Here is a 19201-nt window from a genome sequence, read left to right on the forward strand (position 1 = left end):
AATGTAGAACTAGTGATTTTTTTTAAAAATAGGAAGTTTTGGGACAGCCTGTTCAATAAGTTTTAGATCATTTGTATCATGAACGATTTGTACTGATTTGAATACTTCACGCATATAATTAAAAAATATATCTGCAAAATCATATCCACTTTTTTTTATATAGTCTCTAAGAGAATATGAGCTTACAATGTTCAACCTATCCTCAGCTATCATTTTTATTCCAACAAAAAATGTTTCTTCGTACACAGAAACACTTGTAATAAAAGAATCTGATGTTTCATTAAAAAATTTTCTTGTACCTTCAGTCTTTTCAGTTTCTAATAAAAGACTGATGATAAAAGAAGTGTCTAAGAAGATGTCCATAATTCATTCCTTATTTTCATAATTTTATCGATTGTGATACGCTTTTTCAATTTAATAGGTTCAAAATCGATCTTTTTTTCTATTCTTACTTTGACTCTCTCCCCTTCTTTTACTTCAATCACTTTTCCAAGTGGTTTAAATACACCACCTTCGTATATACATTCAAAAACTTCTGTCATTTTATTCACCATATTTTACTGCTTGAAAAATTTTTAAGCTTCATGTTCCTGAACCTCATTATTCGACATCCCCATGATGGCGCCGTAAAGCCGCACGTTGTCCTCTGCTGTTAGTTCCGGGTTGAAGCCAACGCCAAGTTCCAGGAAGGGAGCAATTTTGCCGTTCACTTTTACGCTGCCTGAATCTGGAGTCAATACGCCTGCTATGATCTTCAGAAGGGTGCTTTTTCCGCTTCCGTTTTCGCCGATGATGCCCAGGGTCTCGCCTTTTTTTACTGTGAAGCTGACGTCTTTTACTGCCCAGAATTCTTCGTAGGTTGAAGTGGTACCTTTTAGTGCGCCGGTGATGTGTTCTAATAGCTTTGTTTTCTTCTCGTGCGGAATGCGAAAGTGCTTGGAGACGTTCTGGACTATGATTGCGTCTTCAGATGGTTGTTTGGGGGTTTGGAGGTCGAACATTGATGAGTTTAGTTTTTAATAAACAGAATACGTTAATAAATACCGATGCATTAAATCTGCGTTTATCTGCGTTCATCTGCGGTTTGGTTTTTTTCAGAATGACCTATCATTATTCGATAACATAATGCATAAAGCTTATCTTTTATTTTCATGATGCTTTGGTTATGTTTCCTTATATGTGGTGGTTGATCGGGATTTCCGCGAAGCGCCGGAAAATTATTGTATTTGCAATAGATTCGGTTTCGGTTGTTGCCCTGACATATGCGAAGCGCCAGATATTAATTCAATTATAATTATAGTTTTTGCCATGATTAATTCAATTTTTCAAGGCATCCACAAATTAAGAAAATCTACTCTTTCAAAATCAGAGTCGTTTGTTGCCATATATTCAATATTCTGGAGCTTGCAAGACGATAAATGGATTGCATCGGAAGATAATAAATTATACATTTTCATATTTTCCTCTACCATATCGATCTTAATTCCGTGTATTAACTGAAGATTTTTCATCGAAAGAATAGCTGTAACCTTACTTAGGTCCACTTCAGCAATTGCTTCGGGATTTGGTTTAATAAATCTTATGAAATCAACCGGTTGTATGTTAAATTTATCACAAATTATAACACGAATAAAATTATGATACACTTCTGAAACAACAACTTCATTGATATAGCCGGTATATATTCCAGACTCGATTTTTATCAAAAAATCTTTCACAGAATCTCTATATCTCTTATGTCCAAGAAGGTGATAAGTAAATATATTACTATCAATAAAAACATCTGAATCTGGAGGTATTATCTCCTGTTTCAAATTATTCACCAGATTCTGTCAATTCAATGGAACTATCTATTAATCCTTCATCCATTTCGCTTCCGGCTGTTCTCTCAACCAGTGATTCTTTTTTTTTCTTCAGAACAACAAATAGTTCTTCATTTTCAGATAAACCAAGATTTATCGGACTATCTATCAATTCTAGATTTCTTCCATGAACCCTGGCTGATACAATTATTGCTGTCATTAAATTTTTCTCCAAAATATGGTCTAATTAATCTATATATGCATACCCTTTATTTAAGAAATCCTATAATTCTATTATGGTTGCCATAATGGCGCCGTAGACATTGTCCTCTGCTGCGAGTTCAGGGTTGAAGCCAATCCCAATTTCAAGGAACGGGCTATCCTACTGTTCATTTTGACAGAACCTGAGTCGCGGGTGAGTACGCCTGCTATTCTTCTTCCCGGTTTATGAATTGTTGAATCATGATAATATTATCATATTGCAACTATATATGGGTGTATCACTGCCTGGACACGATATCTGCCGCAGCGCTTCATTTAATGCAACCTGTAATCTTATGTTAAACTCCGCCATCGGCGGCGCGTCCACAGGGGTCTGGGGTTCGAAACCCCAGCGCCACTCTTGAAGGCTAAAAGACGTTTTCTACTGATGGCACGCTGCTCCGTCTGGTTACACCTCTTCTGCAAACCTGGGAGACAGCTTTCGAAATAACCATGAACCGAAGACAAACATAATGATCCCGAACACCAGCACCAGGCCGAAATCAGTGAATCCTGGTAGTCTTCCATATAAAAGTGTATCCCTGTACATTTCGATCAACCTTGTGATGGGGTTCAGCATGTAATAAAGCTTGTATTCCTCAGGTATCAGTGAAATCGGGTAAACGATGGGAGACAGGAAAAAACCTATCTGCAGAAGGACTTCCCATATCTGGTTAATGTCCCTGTAATAGACGTAAAGAGAAGCAAGCGAAAGTGCGATGCCGTACACTATCAGAAAATACAGGACATGGAGAGCAGGGAACAGGAGGATTGTGGCCGAAAGACCCACGCCGAATATGAGTAGAAGGGGTATCAGCACGAGGAATTCAAGGAGAGAGCTGACCAGTGCGGACAGCACAACGCTGATTGTGAGTATCTCCCTGGGTATGTAGATTTTTGTAACAAGACTTGATCTTCCCACGATAGAGGACATAGCCATTGAGGTACCAAGGGCAAAAAATCTCCAGCCTGTCAGGCCAATGAGAATATACAGCGCAAAATGCTCCTGGTTATTGCGAAAGACGTTGTTGAAAACCAGATAAAGAACGAGCATCATCAAAAGAGGATTCAGCATAGACCAGACAAAACCAAGGGCTGAATTTGAATATTTTGTCTTGAGATCGCTTATCACGAGGTTTTTAATTAATTCTTTATATTCAAATATATACATGATGATTCGGTATGTTCTATTGCCTTCGATTCAATAATCTTCATTCATTCGGGTTTTCTGATTTCATTTTCCGCACAAGTTCACTCGCCCTGAACAGTGATTCGAACGTTCCTGCATCGCTCCAGAATCCATACAGCATGGAAAAATCCATCTTACCAAGGCGTATGAACTCATTGTTCACATCCGTTATCTCAAGTTCTCCCCTGCCCGAAGGCTTCAGGGTGCGTATTATCTCAAATACACATGGATCGTAGATATATAATCCTGTAACAGCAAGATTTGATTTTGGCATTTTCGGCTTTTCCTCGATAGAAATGATCTTATTTCCTTTAATCTCGGCCACGCCAAACCGCTTGGCATCCGGGACTTCTTTAAGGAATATCCTTGCCCCGGACTTGAAAGACTCTACTGCTTTATAGACCTTATCCTGGAATATATTATCACCCAGGATAACGGCCACATCTTCTTTATCCGCAAAATCCTCAGCAAGCCCCAGGGCTTGCGCAATACCCCCCGCCTGCTCCTGTATCTCAAAAGTAAAGTGCACGCCAAAATCGGCGCCTGAACCCAGGAGTTCAAGAAAATGCCCTGCATGGCCGCGCCCTGAGACTATCATAATATCCTTGATACCCGCATCCATCAACGTCTGCAAGGGATAATATATCATGGGTTTGTCATAAACAGGAAGCAAATGCTTATTTGTGACTTTTGTCAGAGGATAGAGGCGGGAACCTGTTCCTCCTGCAAGTATTATTCCTTTCATGTTACCTCAACAGTTTTTCGTTTATTTAAATAATCAGCAAGCGCATCTTTCCAGTGCCGCATCGGAGTTGTTTTTGTGTTCGTCAGGACCGAGTATTTAGGACGCTTTGCCTTACGCGGGAATTCATCGCTGCTGCACGGCTTAACATTTGTTATTATCGCAGATGCGAATTCATACCATGAACATGCGCCTTCGTTTGTTATATGGTATATTCCGGGCGGATGTCCGATGATCTCTTCAGTTTTCCTGGCAAGGTCAGATGCATACGTCGGTTTACCGAACTGGTCATTTACTACTCTTACAGTATCCATCTGTCCGGACAATTTTATCATAGTATCAACAAAATTCTTACCATGTAACCCGAAAAGCCATGACGTCCTTATAATCCTGAAATCATCCGTTTTTTCAATTATATTTTTTTCACCCATTAGCTTGGAATGACCATAGACATTGATCGGACCGGATGCATCTGTTTCTAAATATTGCTTTTTGGAGCCATCAAATATGTAATCCGTGCTGTAATGAATGAATTTTGCACCGGTGATAGAGCAGCCTTGCGCTATATATCCGGGAGCTTTGCCATTTACCTCAAAAGCCAATTCCTGATTATCTTCGCAGTCATCCACGGCAGTATACGCTGCAGCATTGATAACAACATCCGGTCCAGCCCTCGAAATGGAGTCGATGACCGCTTCTTTATCCCGGATATCAATATCACTATGCTTGAGTTTCACAGCATCAGGAAATACCTGACAGAGTTCCGTTCCCAGCATCCCGCCTGCGCCGAATATCATTGTTTTAATTTTTCCCACCACCAGCGATTTTCGATGTACCATTTTACAGTATATGCCAGGGCTTCATCAAAGTCATGTTCGGGCTCCCATCCGAGCTTCGTGAGTTTTGAACAATCAAGCGAATATCGAAGGTCATGTCCGGGCCGGTCTTTAACATATTCGATCATAGATCCATCCGTTTTAAGCATCTCAAGGATCTTTTTTGTGATCTCAATATTTGTTTTTTCAGCTCCTCCACCGATATTGTATATCTCCCCGGTACTGCCTTTGTGAAGAATAAAATCAACTGCTTTGCAGTGATCAAGAACATATATCCAGTCGCGCACGTTTTTTCCGGTTCCATAGACCGGAATTTTCAGGTTTTCAAGCAAATTCGTTATAAATAGAGGTATAAGCTTTTCAGGATACTGGTATGGTCCGAAATTGTTGGTGCACCTGGTAATGATCACAGGCAGCTTATGGGTGATAAAGTAAGATTGGGCTAAAAGATCAGAACCTGCCTTACTTGAAGAATAAGGACTTGAAGGAGTCAGGATGTCAGTTTCCACAAACGAGCCCCTGGTTATGCTTCCGTATACCTCGTCAGTCGAGATATGAATAAATTTTCGTATATTGTGTCTTAATGCAGCATCAAGTAGTGTAAACGTGCCAAGAACATTGGTTTTAACAAAAACAGATGCATCATCGATAGACCGGTCAACATGGCTCTCAGCAGCGAAATGCACCACATGGTCAACTTTTTCCATGAGCTCATTTACTACTTTTGAATCGCAGATATCACCGCGGATGAACGTATAGTTCGGGTTTTTTCCAATATCCTTGAGATTATCCGGATTTCCTGCATACGTTTGCTTATCAAGGTTTATGATCTCATACCCGGGATATTTTACAAGCATATGCCGGACAAAGTTGCTCCCGATAAAACCAAGACCGCCCGTTACAAGTAATTTCAATTTCCTCACTCTCAAATTCAACCGTGTTTTAATCCGGGTGCAAGTCCCCAATCGTATGGGATTTCCTTAGAATCGGGAGGCAATCTGTATTCGTCAGGTTCTTCATAATTATAAGGCAGGGTGGGAATACTGAGGAAATATGCTGTTTGCGTGCCAATGCCTTTGAATCCATGATATACACCCGGAGGAACGCTGATAAGTATCGGATTTTTTTCACCGGCGAACAATTCTATTAAATTCTTATATGTCGGTGACTCTTCCCTCCCATCATACAGGACGACTTTCATCATGCCATGTACACATGTGAAATTATCGGTCTGCTTCTTGTGATAATGCCAGCCTTTTACGACCCCGGGATAAGCAGTAGTAATATAAACCTGCCCGAATTTGGTAAATATCTTATCGTCACACCTGAGGATTTCCATAAGCCAGCCCCGCTCATCAGGAATGACTTTCAGGTTTTTTATGACTACACCGTCAATGTTTTTCATATTTCCTATAATATCCTATCCAGATATAACTGTTTTATTGTATTCATTAAATAACTTTGCCAGAAGAATAAATAAAAGGCTTATACTATTATATTAGTTTTTCCATTATATGCTTCGATGACTCCCAAACGAACTGTTATCGGAACTGTTTCCATAATCGTTCTCAACTGGAATGGAAAACAGTATCTTGAGACATGCCTTTCATCCCTGGTAAGACAAACTTATAAAAATATTGAGATCATATTTGTAGATAACGGTTCTTCTGATGGGTCAATTGATTTTGTAAGAAATGAATTTCCAGGTGTCGTCATTTTAGGACATGCCGCTAATCTTGGCTTTGCGGAAGGCGTGAACAGCGGTATCAGGATTTCAGGGGGAGAATTCATAGCCACCATTAACAATGATGCCCAGGCAGATGATAACTGGATAAAAAGTCTTGTGGAGGTCATGGAATCCGATCCAGGCATAGGGTGTTGTGGTTCAAAGATGCTGCGTTATTATGCAAGGAACATAATAGATTCAGCAGGCATCGTTATTTACCAGAATGGAAATGCATACGACAGGGGAAGAGAAGAAAAAGATACAGGGCAGTACGATATAATGGAAGAAATTTTTGGCCCCTGCGCCGGAGCAGCCCTGTACCGCAGGGAAATGCTTGATGAGATCGGTCTCTTTGATAAAGAGTATTTTGCATATTTTGAGGATGTGGATATATCTTTCAGGATGCATCTTTCTGGTTGGAAATGTATTTTCGTGCCTGATGCTATTGTATATCATATGCATTCCGCAACAGCCAAAAGTTCTTCACCATTTAAAATATTCTTTATCGAAAGGAACAAGCTCTGGAATATGTGGAAATATTTTCCGGTCAAGATGCTTCTTATCCAACTCCCATTCACGAATATTTATTATTTTAGATATTTAATATTATTTATAAAAGCATTCTTTGGAAAGACTCCGGAAAAGGAAGAACCTGTTTTAAATTACAGTTTCAGATCTATTTTATTTGCAGTATTCCGGGCAAAGTTGTCAGCGTATGCAAAACTTCCTCATATATTGAACCAGCGAATGAAATTACGATCAAATGGTGCAGATTTTTCCAGGCTCGATCGATGGATAATAAAAAGTCATGAGCGAATATGATGATTCACTTTTTCCAGTAATATGCATGCATGCTCAAATGTATCTTAATTGATCCGGGGATCCATTTATGGCGCAACCCAAAAAAAAATCCAGTGAATTTAGAAATGTCGTAGCATATTGCATACGGTATTTTGATGAAATTTTCCCGCCCCACATATATTATTTCATCTATAAAATATCTGATCCCATTACTGAGAACTGCTGGTTTCATACGCATCTGGGAGAATGATACTCCTGAATCAAAATATCTCTTAAATACCTGTTTTAAGCTGTAATTATGGGAATGGAATACTGCTGCATCCGGGACATACTCTATTTTATATCCAAGCTCATTTGCTCTTTTTGCCCAGTCATGATCTTCACTTATGATGAGTTCCTCGTTAAATTTTATATTTGTCCATACAGAACGTTTGATCGCAGAATTTACGTTTGAGAAAAACGCATTCATATTGAAATCTTTTATTGAATACGGTTCATTTAAAATAGGAGGATAATTCCTTAGAATGAAAAATCGTTCCATAAGTGGTGTATTTTTATAAGGGATCTGTCTTCCAAAGGTCGCTGCAACATTTTCAATGGCAAGTCTACTTACGAGATTTCCAAGCCAGTTCTTATTTTCAGGGATTGCATCAGCAGAAAGATATACAATATAGTCTCCTGTAGCATATTCAGATGCAAGGTTCCGGGTCCTGCCATGTCCGAATTCACCTGGTGGTATTGTATAAAATCTTACATCAAATCCGGATACCTTCTGTATCGTATCATCGCTTGACCCCGAATCAACAACAATGATCTCATAATCATTACGGATTTGTTGCGCCTGGATTTGTTGCAGGACTTTTCCGATAGTTGTACCATTGTTTTTTGTAAGGATGACAACTGATAATTTTATATTTTCCATAAATTATACTATTTTTCCTTATCTTCAAGAATAAATATACTTATAATTAGTGCCGAAAATATGACCTGGATCCCGAGCGCCGCCATTGTCATTGATGTTACTGCTGTTCCCACTTCGGAAAGTGAACCATATCCCGATCCTATCCATTTCAGGATCACACCTGAGCCCAGGATAAGGCCCGCAAACAATAATGCAATTCCAAACATCAATCCGAACTCAAGTGAATGATAATCCAGTATTTTAGCGGTCAAACCGGTTTTGTCGATCCTGTTATGAACCATCCCGTAAACTTTCATGTAGCTGCCGGTGGCTATCGTCTGGGTGCCAATGATCAGCAGCATCGAACCAAGTATAAATGAATGCAGGCTTGTTGTTCCAACATTCCCGCGAATTGATAATGTCAGGGTCATAAATATTCCAAGTATTAATATTAACAATCCCGGGATCGAAAAAAATGGCGTAGGATTGTAAAGCATCATGAATCTTAAATGGCGCCATCCGTCTCCCCACGAGTGGAGTTTGGAGGGCGTCAGCCTGGGATAATATGTAATAGGTACCTCGGTTATTCGCAACTTTTTCCTGGCAGCTTCTATTATCATTTCACTTGCAAATTCCATCCCTTCACTTGTAAGATCAAGCATATCGTACGCTTCCTTTGTAATCGATCTCATGCCGCAATGGGAATCGCTGAGATTTGTCTTAAAAAGTTCATTAAGAATACCTGTTAATAATGGATTTCCAATGTATCTGTGAAGCCATGGCATAGAACCTTTTTTGATCTGGCCTTTAAACCTTGTGCCCATTACAAAATCCGCATCATTTGTCATTAGAGGTTTCAGGAACTTTGCTGTTTCAGAAAGATCATAGGTATCATCTGCATCCGCAAGCAAGAAGTATGTTCCTTTTGCATGCCAGAATCCTTCAAGGAAAGCATTTCCATATCCTTTATTGTTGGGTATTACGATTTTTGCCCCAAGTGACCTTGCGATATTCCTGGAGTTATCAGTAGAATTATCCGAGATAATTATTTCCCCGTCCCATTTTTCTTTCTCCAGTGCTAACAATGCTTTCTTGATGCACACTCCTATGGTCTTTTCCTCGTTCATGCATGGGATTATAATCGATACAAGGGGTGGGCTCATCATACCCAGCATATCTTTGGAGATGAAATATCTTTTTGTTTGGTATTCTGTACATGCGATTTTTTTTAATCTTATAATTGCAAAAAAAGATATATAGTAAAATAACATATAAAATTAAACCAAATAATGAAACTAGATAAAAAAATTATATATGTAACCATATTTGCGGCAGCCGTCGTGCTTTTATTAATTGCATTAAGTCCGGAATCCGGGAAAAAACAGACCGAACCCAAAACAATTCCGGAAGGACAAGCCCTGAACAAGCAGTCTGAGCCTGTAAATAACTATACGGTTATTGTATCCAAAGATGTTTGTGAAGGATGCCACATGTCAGGCAAACCCTCCATACCCCAGGCAGAAAGTGCCGGTCCTCACGTCAACGGAGGCGCCTACTGCCTTTCCTGCCATCAAATATCGCATGAGAAACACCCGATCAACAACGACGTTACATGCGAAAAATGCCATGGGACAAGCCCTGGTAAGCCGGTCTATTCTAACGGCAGCATATCATGCAACAATTGCCATGATTATCCAGATCCGCTACTGCCAAGCAAAGGCAATTTGATCACTGTTCACAGGCCAAGAGGAGTTTTCTGCAACAACTGCCATACGGATAAATGTTCAAAATGCCATACAGAGATAGGTACAGGCGAAAGATGGATTAAAAGGATGGAACATTTTAAAGTTGTTGCAATCGGTTATTAGAGCCTATCCGAAAAATCAATCAATATTACATTTCCGAATGAACCACAGAGGCCACCGAGAACACAGAGATATGTTTAAAAATCTCTGCGCTCTCTGTGTTCTTTGTGGTTTCAACTTTTCGGATAGGTTCTTAGTGGGTATCTATATAACTCCCGGCTTCTGTCAGTAATAATACAAGGGCCATATATATGACAATTATTTCCCCGGGAGATGATGGTACTAATCCATTAATTGCGCTCAGGTTTGCGTTCATCGCAAGAATCCCTCCTGCTGTAAGTGCGATCAGAAATCCATTCACTGTCCAGAATGCATGGCCATCGGATTTCAACTGGACTACATAAACCGCAAACAGTAACATCAGAGTAAGCCATATCTTGGCCATCATCATCCCTCCAATGCCATGTTCCAGAAAAACAAGTCTCATAATGGGATTTATCTCTGCATCTGCACCCAGTTTTTCCATCATGTAGGCGGACGTAATACCATCGCCTAACCCAAGAGTCAGGAAAGCCATAAAAAAAAGTACGGACTGAAAACTCATTTTTCGTATGGCAAATATCGTAGCTAACTTAATAATTTCCAGCAGTTCGATAAAGAACCCTTTCTCAACATTTTCGGTCATTGTGTCCTCTTAAGAAGTTCAATGCATAAGATAGTATATGAATATTATGATAACAATAATGATCATAACTTCGAAGGAAATAAGGAATGCCAATGGATTTGCTGTCTATGGAAACCGTTATTGTCATTGAGATTATGTATACCTCCTATGCAGGCGTGCGGCAGATGCGAAGCATTAGAAAAGTGCGGATTAAAAGACGAAGGGCTTTTTGACCTGTGCCCGAAATTGAAAACCTTTGAAGATCAGAAAAAAATCGATACAGGTTCTAATAGAAGGAACCCTGTTATCGATTATGATATACTCAGGAGGTATTTCGGATACCCTGAATTCCGCCAGCTTCAAAAGGATATAATCCTTGATGTCCTGAAAGGAAATGATGTACTTGTGCTTATGCCCACAGGCGGGGGAAAGTCGCTGTGCTACCAGTATCCTTCACTGCTTTTTAAAGGACTGACAATAGTTATCTCACCTCTTATTTCACTGATGAAGAACCAGGTGGACAGCATGAGAATGAATGGCATTCCTGCTGAATTCATAAATAGTTCACAGAGTTATCAGGATATTATAAAAATAAAATCCGCTCTTTTACAGAACAATATCAGATTGCTGTACATTGCTCCGGAAAGATTTACAGTACCATCATTTCTATCCTTCCTGAAGGGGCTTGACATAAGCCTGTTCGCTATTGATGAAGCCCACTGTATATCAGAATGGGGACATGATTTCAGACCTGAATACAGGCAGTTAAAGCAGATAAGGCAATATTTTCCGGATGTTCCGATAATAGCGCTAACTGCAACCGCTACCCCGAAAGTCAGGGATGATATCACCACCCAGCTTGCCCTTTCCGATTGCAAAAGATATCTTGCCAGTTTTAACAGGGAGAATCTGATCTATTATGTCAGACCCAAACAGGATGCATTCAGGCAGATTGTGGAAATCCTGCGAACAAAGCCGGGTGAATCAGGCATAATATACTGTTATAGCAGGAAAAACGTGGAAACTATTACGGAAGGCCTGAAAAGTGCGGGATTTCGGGCGCTTCCATATCATGCGGGCTTATCTGCGAATCAAAGGAGTCAAAACCAGGAAAAGTTCATAAAAGACGACGTTGATGTACTTGTGGCCACAGTCGCCTTCGGGATGGGCATTGATAAACCCAATATCCGTTTTGTTATACATCATGACCTTCCTAAAAATCTTGAGGCATATTACCAGGAGACAGGGCGTGCAGGGAGGGATGGATTGAAAAGCGAATGCGTGCTTTTTTATAGTTATGGCGACCGGCAAAAAATCGAGTATTTTCTAAAACAGATATCTAATGAAAAGGAAAGACAAATTGCACAAAATAAGCTGAATGATATAATAAATTTCTCTGAAACAAATCTATGCAGAAGAAAACTATTGCTGGGTTATTTTGGAGAGGATTTCAAAGAAAATAACTGCAAGAGCTGCGATAACTGCCTGTTGCCAAAGGAGGAAATCGAAGCAACAGCTGAAATAATGACCATACTTTCCTGCATCGATGAAATGGGTGAGAGGTTTGGGATAAATTATGTTATAGATGTGCTTACCGGGGGAAAGGGCAGCAGGCTCCTGCAAAATGGGCATACTTCATTAAGATCATATGGGTCAGGAAAAAACCTGCCAAAGAAAATGTGGCATGGGTTTATAAGAGAACTTATCCAGCGCGGATATTTAAAAGTTGAAGGAGAATACCCGGTCATCAAATTGAACCAGAAAAGCCGGGATATTTTATCGCTGTCATGGAGTGGGGTTAAAAATGAAAAAATATACCTTGTAAAACCCTTGACTATCGAAAAGCAAGGTTTAATCGAGCATAATTCTAAAATTGAGGAGGATACAGCCGATGATGCTTTGTTCGAGAAACTCCGGATATTACGGAAAACCCTGGCAGATGCCCGGAACCAGCCTCCCTATATGATCTTTAACGATGCAAGCCTGAAAATGATGGCATCGCGCCATCCATGCAATCCTGAGGATTTCAGGAAGATCACCGGGGTAGGAGATAAAAAACTTGAAAGCTACGGCGGCATTTTTATAAGTGAGATTCGCAGGTTTTGTGAAAAACAGGATTCATGCGGCTATCAGGTTAAAAAGCAATCAAGTGAATCCATAACCCTTGAAATGCTGGATCAAGGTATGAATCTTGATGAGATCACATTAAAAAGGAATTTATCCCTTAATACTATATATCTCCATATCGAAAAATTGATACTGTCCGGTGAAAATATCAAAATCGAGAAGTTAATAAAGAAAGAAAAGGTCGAATTGATTTTGAGCGCTTTAACCGAAATAGGAGGGCATGCCTTAAAGCCAATAAAAGAAAGACTGGGGGATAATTTCTCGTATGGTGAAATAAGGCTGGTAAGGGCTATGATGATGAAGAAGGTTTAACGTTCAAAAAATTCATACCTTGAAACAATTTTTGCAAATTTGTTTCCATTCGAAAGAAGTGTAATAATTGTTTCATTTCCTATAACACCCGAGCTGTTAACTGAAATTTTGGCATTTATTATTCTATCATTTAAATATACGTTATTGGGGGTGAGGTCAAGGATATCACCTTTTTCAAATTTTTCATCAGGCTTGCCTAATTTCTCATAAATAAAATATATCTCCCCCTGTTCGATAATTATGGTAAAATTATTCATAGGTATTTCATCACCACCCCTGTGACTTAATATGACATGGCCCATTCCTACATCTGCCGTTATAGCTGGTTTGGGAGAACTGGTGATATTCTGTGTTAAATTCTGCTTCTGCTCAGCATCTTGATTACTCATGCAGCCTGAAACAATGATCATCAATCCTGTTGCAGCAATCAAAAATATATTCAGGTTTTGCATAAATGTAAAGTTTATCTGATTAATGGATAAACCTATCGTAAGAAAATTACCAAAAATTATTTATCCCAGTAATACTTCATAGGTTCAAATAGAACTCACAGTAATAATGTGGTGATAAAACAATGTTAGGCGGATTCAATGAAGAACAAATAAGAAGATACTCGCGTCATATCATATTACCTGAAGTAGGTGGGAAAGGACAAAAAAAACTGCTTTCATCAAAGGTATTATGCATAGGTGCAGGGGGTCTTGGCGCACCAATAATTGAATATCTTGCAGCAGCAGGCATCGGGACTCTTGGTATTATCGATGATGACACCGTGGATTTGAGCAACCTCCAGAGACAGGTCATACATGGCGGCAATGTGGGAATGTCAAAAGCTGAATCTGCAAAACAATTCATCAACAATCTCAATCCTGATATCGAAGTGAAAACCTATATTGAGCGGCTGAATGCTAATAATGTTATCGATATTTTCAATGGATATGACATGATAGTTGACGGCTCTGATAATTTTGCGACCAGGTATCTTGTTAACGATGCATGTGTTATCACAAATAAACCTCTGTCTCACGGCAGCATATACAGGTTCGAGGGACAGGTCACAACCATTATCCCCCACAAGGGACCATGCTACAGATGCCTCTTCGAACATGCTCCTCCCCCCGGAATGGTGCCGAGCTGCCAGGAAGCAGGCGTACTTGGCGTCCTGCCTGGAATAATCGGTGTAATGCAGGCAACTGAAGTCGTGAAATATCTCCTTGGAATTGGAGAACTGCTTGTGGGTCGTCTCGTTTATTATGACGCGCTGAATATGACTTTCGATGAGATCAAGATGAGATGGAACAAGAACTGCCCGATTTGCGGTGAAGTACCAAAGATAACCTCAATACAGGAAGAGATATATGGGGATTCATGCAGAATATGGTGAATAATATGACAATTGAACTTGACTTGAAGGGTGAGGTTTGCCCTTACACCTTTGTAAAAACGAAACTGAAACTTGAAGAAGTAGAAAGCGGCGAGGAACTGGTCGTATTTTTTGACCATGCACCTGCTGTTGAGAATGTCCCACGAAGCCTGAAAAATGAAGGTCATAAAATAATGGGTATTGAGCAAACAGGCGATCGCCTCTGGAAAGTAAGGATAAAAAAAGCATGAAACTGGGGATACTCCTGACCACAAGCCCTGAGAATGAGAATACCAATACTGTTATTGAAATAAGCAAAGCTGCAAGGGAGCAGGGTCATGATGTCTCTATTTTCCTGATGTATGATGGCGTTTATAACGTGAATAAAAAAGAATTTGCAGAATTGATCAACAAAGGCGTTGAAATAACCATTTGCGCATTTAATGCAGAACAAAGAAGAGTCGCTAAAGTGGATGGCATATTATTCGGAAGCCAGTATGACCATGCCTGTATTGCAAATAGTGCTGACAGGTTCATATCGTTCGGATGATTTATGAAAAAAATAACCGTGATTGTAAGAAACCTTCCTTTTAATATACGCAGAAATGCCGAGGCGCTGCGCATGAGTGTGGGATTGACGCTTCGGGAGGATAAGGTCACGGTTATTTTCATAGACGATGGAGTTTATACAGCAACCCGCACAAAACCCGAATTGATCAATATTCCTCATCCTGTAAGAGAATTCGGGGCGCTTTCCATGCTTAAATGCAGCATGCTGGCAGATAAGCCTTCAATGGAAAAAAGAGGGATCCAGGAGATTCTTGAAAATATAAAATGTGTTGAACGTGAAGAGATAATCCGAACAATTAACGAATCAGATATTGTTATTCCATTCTAAATTATGAAGATACTACATATTATTAGAAACCCCAACGATGCTACCCCGCTTGAGATAGCCAGATCCCAGAGTAATGAGCATGAGGTGGCAGTTCTTCTCTTGCATGATGCTGTTTACGCGAATCCTGATATTCAACTTCAAGTATATGCCTGTGAAGCTGATGCCAGGGCAAGAGGGATCACGAAGCATGGATGTGTGGATTTTAAGAGGATAGCACAGATGCTATTTGAATATGATAAAGTGGTGTCATGGTAATAGAACCACATTTTTGCCACAATTTTTAATGTTCCTTATTCTTTGACCCTTCCGAAATCATCCTCAAATCTTTCAATATCATCTTCACCCACATAATCACCAAGCTGCACCTCGATAATTTCAAGCGGTATTGTTCCGGGATTTGATAATCTATGTTTGATTCCGGCTTTGATGAAAGTGCTTTCTCCTTTACGTAAATAAAATTCCTTATTATCAACCCGGATCCATGCCATTCCTGTGACAACTACCCAGTGTTCGCTCCTGTGATTGTGAAGCTGAAGACTGAGTTTTTTACCAGGTGTTACTGTAATGTTCTTGATCTTATGTCTTTCTGACTCTTCCAGTATCGTGTATGAGCCCCATGGCCTGTACACCGTCAGGTGGAATAATGCTTTATTATTATTCTGTTTCTTAAGTGATGTCACGATATTTTTGACTTTCTGGCATGATTTCCTGGGGGAAACGAGAAGGGCATCAGATGTATCTACCACAACCATATCACTTACATCGATAAGTGATACGATCTTATCTTTCTTGGAATATATGAGATTTCCCCTGGAATTCAAAGACATATCATCGCAATTATAAACTGCATTTCCTAATTCATTCTTGCCCGTTTCCTGGAATATCGAATCAAAGTCACCAAGGTCGCTCCATTTACATTCAAGCCTTACAACAGCCACCTTATCCGACTTTTCCATTATCCCGTAGTCAATCGAAATGGATGGAAGTTCACTGTAAATTTGTTCGATATTCTTTCCATCCGTGAAGGCTGATATAATGTCTGGCGCATGTATTTTAAGTTCCTTGAAAAAGACTCCGGTTTCGAACATGAACATGCCGCTGTTCCAGAGACATTTTTCCTGTATGTATTTTTTTGCAGCCTCTAATCCGGGTTTTTCCCTGAATTCAAGAACTTTGGAACCGGTTTCAAAATTTTTCCCCGGTTTTATGTAACCATAGTCGGTATGAGGAGAAGAAGGTGTGATCCCGAAAGTCACAAGATATTTAGAACACAATTTTTCTGCACTTTTTATTTTATCGATAGCTTCTATGTCAAGCAGGTGGTCAGAGGGGAAAACGCCCACAGCACACTTGCCATACTGCTTTTTTATCTCATTCATACCTAAACATATTGCCGGAAGTGTATTCTTTCCCTGTGGTTCGATCAATATGTTTTCTTTTGGAATTTCAATCCTGAGTTCTTCCATCTGTCCTGAAACAAAAAATTTCTGGTTTTCATTTGTAACAACAAATATCCCGGAAGGATCAGATAACTTAAGGCACCGCAACACAGTTTTCTGGAAAAGCGATGTGTTTTCAAGTTTTAAGAATTGCTTGGGATATTGCTCCCTGCTCAAAGGCCACAGGCGTGTGCCCGAACCGCCTGCAAGTATTATGGATTTAATGCTGTTCATATCTTTTTAAATCATGTCACAATTTCTTCTATTCTTTCCTGTTCGATCGCCTTTCTTATTTCCATTGCCATTCGCCTTCCGGTGCTCATGGGTTTGCGCCAGAGCGTGTTACCATACGGATGCCCTACAGAAACATGAACATTTGTCCCTCCGCCAACACGCGGCGCCACATCATAAACATAGAAATTAAGGTCTTTGTCAACGCATGTCTGAAGACAGAACGGTCCAATGATTCCGGGTTCATAATATTTCTGGGTTGCTTTGACATATTTTTCAGCAAGTTCAAATGCATCCTCCAGTAAAGATTCACGTAAGGTCGCGGAATTATGGCCGCATACTGTATATTCAGGAGTAAGCTGGCGTTCGTTCAACGCGATCTGCTGGGGAGCAGGAAGACGAACATGTCCGTCAAGACTTGTCTCAAAGCGCCAATCAATACCGAGAAGCTCTACCCTGCTCATCTTTTCTTCAAGTGGTGAATAGAACATATCAAGGTTAAATACAGGCCCGATGACATATCTCTCGATCCGGGCGCTTGCAAGCGCTTCTTTTGTGATTATCCCCTGTTTCAGGAAGGCCTCTGATTTTTTCCTGTATTCATCAAAAGATGCTGCGGTGAAGAAACCTCGTTCCAGTTTCTTAACAGCATGAGGTAATTTCACCATAACAAGGCTGTCGATATCTTCAGGGCTTGCTATTTTCTCCGGATACGGAAGTCCTGCTTTTTCAAGAAGCCAGTAATAATCCCGTTCCTCTCCCCGCTCTTCGCTCCTGAGAAGGTTTCGGCTTCCGAACATTGGAACCTTGAAATTATTTTCAATTTCATCTATCCCGCAATACGATGTAAAAGAGCGGTTTGGAATAAAGATCGTATTTTTCTCCCTCATCTTTTTCTGGTTCTGCGGCTTCATTATCTCATTGAATTTAGAATAAATATCAGCGCTGTCAACTATTCCCCGAATGAGATTGCCATTTATTCTGTGGGCCTTAAAATATTGTGTGTAGGTTTTTTCCCGTCCTTTCTCACATACTGCATATGTCCTGAAACCCTCTTCTACTGCCCCATCACATACGTCCAGTGCCGAATGTGATGCCAGTACACCTATCGTAGTTTCACTGATATCATATTCGCATAGTACTTCGGTTATTTCCTTCCGTTCTATCATACTCACCTGTAAGTTTTAAGAGTCCATGAATGTTGCGTTTTTAAACACAAAAATTTGTGTTTATTTTATTTTATGTTTTCAGCAATTATTATGTTCGAACGTCCTTTCTTGATCTTTTTGATCAGACCCCGGTCTTCAAGGTCGGCGATCATGAGGCTGACCTTTGCTTCACCATATATCACTTCTTTTCTCAAGTCCTTCTGGGTTATTCTTCCGCCTTTTTTCAATATTATATCATATAGTTCCTTGAGGTCATCGGGAAGTTCGATCCGGCTACTTTCTTCTTTTTTCTCTAGCTTTTCGGGAGGCAAAGGTACAGGTTCATCGATTATTGGAACGGCTGGCTTCTTTTTTTTCTTCCATATAAAGATAATAACCGAAATAATAATTAAAGCAACAAGAACAGTGAGAAAAGTTATGATATAATTTGTGTAATCCGCCTGTTTTGTGTCTAATTCCCCGGTCAGGCTTATATTCCCGAGATACTCATAATCCGAATCAATAGGTGGAAACAGAATAAGATCAAGGTTCTTTGAATCATCAGGATTGTTTATCCGGAGTTTCTCTTCACCGGATAATTCCAGGATATTATTGTAATAATATTTAGCTTTGATATCATAACTTCCAGGTGAAATATCAAAAGAATATGTTCCATCTCCGGAAACTTTATATTGCATCCTGGTGGAATTTTCTTCTATTTCCACTATCGCATTCTTAAGGGGCTTATCAAGTTCTGACCATTCATATATGCTGCCGTATACCTTTGCTGCCTGGGCGCCAGAGATCAGGATGGTTATTAGAATTATCAATAAAATAATTCGTCTTTTCATGAACACATATTCTAATCTCAAAATATGGTATATATAGTTTATTATAAAGCCAAAAAAGCGTTTATAATGTTTTGTAAAGAATTATCATGCATAAAAAAACTTAAT

Annotated in this window: 25 protein-coding genes; 8 read left to right on the plus strand and 17 right to left on the minus strand. The window is 39.8% G+C overall.

Going from position 1 to position 19201, the window contains the following annotated elements:
- Nucleotides 1-9: 9 nt before the first annotated feature.
- The 10 genes from CL181_RS07005 to CL181_RS07050 all read right to left on the minus strand — a co-directional run bounded on the left by CL181_RS07005 (nt 10) and on the right by CL181_RS07050 (nt 6235).
- Nucleotides 10-363, minus strand: coding sequence for a PIN domain-containing protein (locus CL181_RS07005; RefSeq protein ID WP_097298592.1), 354 nt, complete (start codon nt 361-363; stop codon nt 10-12).
- Nucleotides 348-542: an antitoxin family protein gene (locus CL181_RS07010; protein ID WP_097298698.1), complete on the minus strand. Its 195-nt coding sequence runs from the start codon at nt 540-542 to the stop codon at nt 348-350. Before CL181_RS07010 ends, CL181_RS07005 begins: the two co-directional genes overlap by 16 nt.
- 33 nt (nt 543-575) lie before the next feature.
- Entirely contained in the window at nt 576-1001 is a 426-nt protein-coding gene (locus CL181_RS21370) for an ABC transporter ATP-binding protein (RefSeq protein WP_097298593.1), read from the minus strand.
- Nucleotides 1002-1325: 324 nt separating this feature from the next.
- Entirely contained in the window at nt 1326-1814 is a 489-nt protein-coding gene (locus CL181_RS07020; RefSeq protein ID WP_176505104.1) for a PIN domain-containing protein, read from the minus strand.
- A 1-nt stretch (nt 1815) separates the two neighbouring features.
- Entirely contained in the window at nt 1816-2022 is a 207-nt protein-coding gene (locus tag CL181_RS07025) for a hypothetical protein (protein ID WP_097298595.1), read from the minus strand.
- Between the two features lie 450 nt (nt 2023-2472).
- The gene (locus tag CL181_RS07030) at nt 2473-3195 is read right to left on the minus strand and encodes an ABC transporter permease (protein WP_255251467.1); all 723 of its coding nucleotides are present in this window, start codon (nt 3193-3195) and stop codon (nt 2473-2475) included.
- Nucleotides 3196-3274: 79 nt separating this feature from the next.
- Nucleotides 3275-3997 carry a sugar phosphate nucleotidyltransferase gene (locus tag CL181_RS07035; protein ID WP_097298597.1) on the minus strand — a complete coding sequence of 241 codons (723 nt, stop codon included), beginning with the start codon at nt 3995-3997 and terminating at the stop codon, nt 3275-3277.
- Complete coding sequence (rfbD, locus tag CL181_RS07040; protein ID WP_255251468.1) at nt 3994-4833, minus strand: dTDP-4-dehydrorhamnose reductase; 840 nt, start codon at nt 4831-4833, stop codon at nt 3994-3996. Before rfbD ends, CL181_RS07035 begins: the two co-directional genes overlap by 4 nt.
- Nucleotides 4788-5744, minus strand: coding sequence for a dTDP-glucose 4,6-dehydratase (gene rfbB / locus CL181_RS07045; protein WP_097298598.1), 957 nt, complete (start codon nt 5742-5744; stop codon nt 4788-4790). Before rfbB ends, rfbD begins: the two co-directional genes overlap by 46 nt.
- A gap of 17 nt (nt 5745-5761) precedes the next feature.
- Nucleotides 5762-6235, minus strand: a complete 474-nt coding sequence (locus CL181_RS07050; protein ID WP_097298599.1) for a dTDP-4-dehydrorhamnose 3,5-epimerase family protein — start codon at nt 6233-6235, stop codon at nt 5762-5764.
- Nucleotides 6236-6352: 117 nt separating this feature from the next.
- On the opposite strand from CL181_RS07050, the gene CL181_RS07055 reads away from it, so the two are divergent.
- Nucleotides 6353-7378 (plus strand): glycosyltransferase family 2 protein, encoded by a 1026-nt coding sequence (locus CL181_RS07055; protein ID WP_097298600.1) that lies wholly within the window; start codon nt 6353-6355, stop codon nt 7376-7378.
- A gap of 4 nt (nt 7379-7382) precedes the next feature.
- Here the strand turns inward: CL181_RS07055 and CL181_RS07060 are convergent, their stop codons facing one another.
- Nucleotides 7383-8279 (minus strand): glycosyltransferase family 2 protein, encoded by an 897-nt coding sequence (locus CL181_RS07060; protein ID WP_097298601.1) that lies wholly within the window; start codon nt 8277-8279, stop codon nt 7383-7385.
- A gap of 8 nt (nt 8280-8287) precedes the next feature.
- The gene (locus tag CL181_RS07065) at nt 8288-9424 is read right to left on the minus strand and encodes a glycosyltransferase family 2 protein (RefSeq protein WP_255251469.1); all 1137 of its coding nucleotides are present in this window, start codon (nt 9422-9424) and stop codon (nt 8288-8290) included.
- Nucleotides 9425-9547: 123 nt separating this feature from the next.
- On the opposite strand from CL181_RS07065, the gene CL181_RS07070 reads away from it, so the two are divergent.
- A complete protein-coding gene (locus CL181_RS07070; RefSeq protein ID WP_097298602.1) occupies nt 9548-10126 on the plus strand; it encodes a hypothetical protein in 579 nt (192 codons plus the stop codon).
- Between the two features lie 130 nt (nt 10127-10256).
- Here CL181_RS07070 and CL181_RS07075 read toward each other — a convergent pair whose 3' ends face one another.
- A complete protein-coding gene (locus CL181_RS07075) occupies nt 10257-10748 on the minus strand; it encodes a DUF5658 family protein (protein WP_097298603.1) in 492 nt (163 codons plus the stop codon).
- A gap of 21 nt (nt 10749-10769) precedes the next feature.
- On the opposite strand from CL181_RS07075, the gene recQ reads away from it, so the two are divergent.
- Nucleotides 10770-13166, plus strand: a complete 2397-nt coding sequence (gene recQ, locus CL181_RS07080; protein ID WP_255251472.1) for a DNA helicase RecQ — start codon at nt 10770-10772, stop codon at nt 13164-13166.
- Here the strand turns inward: recQ and CL181_RS07085 are convergent.
- Nucleotides 13163-13576, minus strand: coding sequence for a hypothetical protein (locus CL181_RS07085; protein ID WP_141398829.1), 414 nt, complete (start codon nt 13574-13576; stop codon nt 13163-13165). The two genes, recQ and CL181_RS07085, sit on opposite strands and share 4 nt — an antisense overlap.
- Nucleotides 13577-13740: 164 nt before the next feature.
- On the opposite strand from CL181_RS07085, the gene CL181_RS07090 reads away from it, so the two are divergent.
- The 5 genes from CL181_RS07090 to CL181_RS07110 are packed head-to-tail and all read left to right on the plus strand — an operon-like array spanning nt 13741 to nt 15682.
- Entirely contained in the window at nt 13741-14550 is an 810-nt protein-coding gene (locus CL181_RS07090; protein ID WP_097298606.1) for a molybdopterin-synthase adenylyltransferase MoeB, read from the plus strand.
- A gap of 5 nt (nt 14551-14555) precedes the next feature.
- Nucleotides 14556-14780, plus strand: coding sequence for a sulfurtransferase TusA family protein (locus CL181_RS07095; RefSeq protein ID WP_097298701.1), 225 nt, complete (start codon nt 14556-14558; stop codon nt 14778-14780).
- Nucleotides 14777-15079, plus strand: coding sequence for a DsrE family protein (locus tag CL181_RS07100; protein WP_097298607.1), 303 nt, complete (start codon nt 14777-14779; stop codon nt 15077-15079). Before CL181_RS07095 ends, CL181_RS07100 begins: the two co-directional genes overlap by 4 nt.
- Nucleotides 15080-15082: 3 nt before the next feature.
- Nucleotides 15083-15427 (plus strand): DsrE family protein, encoded by a 345-nt coding sequence (locus tag CL181_RS07105; protein ID WP_097298608.1) that lies wholly within the window; start codon nt 15083-15085, stop codon nt 15425-15427.
- Between the two features lie 3 nt (nt 15428-15430).
- Nucleotides 15431-15682, plus strand: coding sequence for a hypothetical protein (locus CL181_RS07110; protein ID WP_097298609.1), 252 nt, complete (start codon nt 15431-15433; stop codon nt 15680-15682).
- Between the two features lie 35 nt (nt 15683-15717).
- Here the strand turns inward: CL181_RS07110 and CL181_RS07115 are convergent, their stop codons facing one another.
- The 3 genes from CL181_RS07115 to CL181_RS07125 form a co-directional block, all read right to left on the minus strand.
- A complete protein-coding gene (locus tag CL181_RS07115; protein ID WP_097298610.1) occupies nt 15718-17100 on the minus strand; it encodes a mannose-1-phosphate guanylyltransferase/mannose-6-phosphate isomerase in 1383 nt (460 codons plus the stop codon).
- Between the two features lie 11 nt (nt 17101-17111).
- Nucleotides 17112-18266, minus strand: coding sequence for a formate--phosphoribosylaminoimidazolecarboxamide ligase family protein (locus CL181_RS07120; protein ID WP_097298611.1), 1155 nt, complete (start codon nt 18264-18266; stop codon nt 17112-17114).
- A 65-nt stretch (nt 18267-18331) separates the two neighbouring features.
- The gene (locus CL181_RS07125) at nt 18332-19096 is read right to left on the minus strand and encodes a hypothetical protein (RefSeq protein ID WP_097298612.1); all 765 of its coding nucleotides are present in this window, start codon (nt 19094-19096) and stop codon (nt 18332-18334) included.
- Between the last annotated feature and the right edge of the window lie 105 nt (nt 19097-19201).

This window comes from Candidatus Methanoperedens sp. BLZ2, assembly GCF_002487355.1.
In the GTDB taxonomy this organism is placed as follows: Archaea; Halobacteriota; Methanosarcinia; order Methanosarcinales; family Methanoperedenaceae; genus Methanoperedens.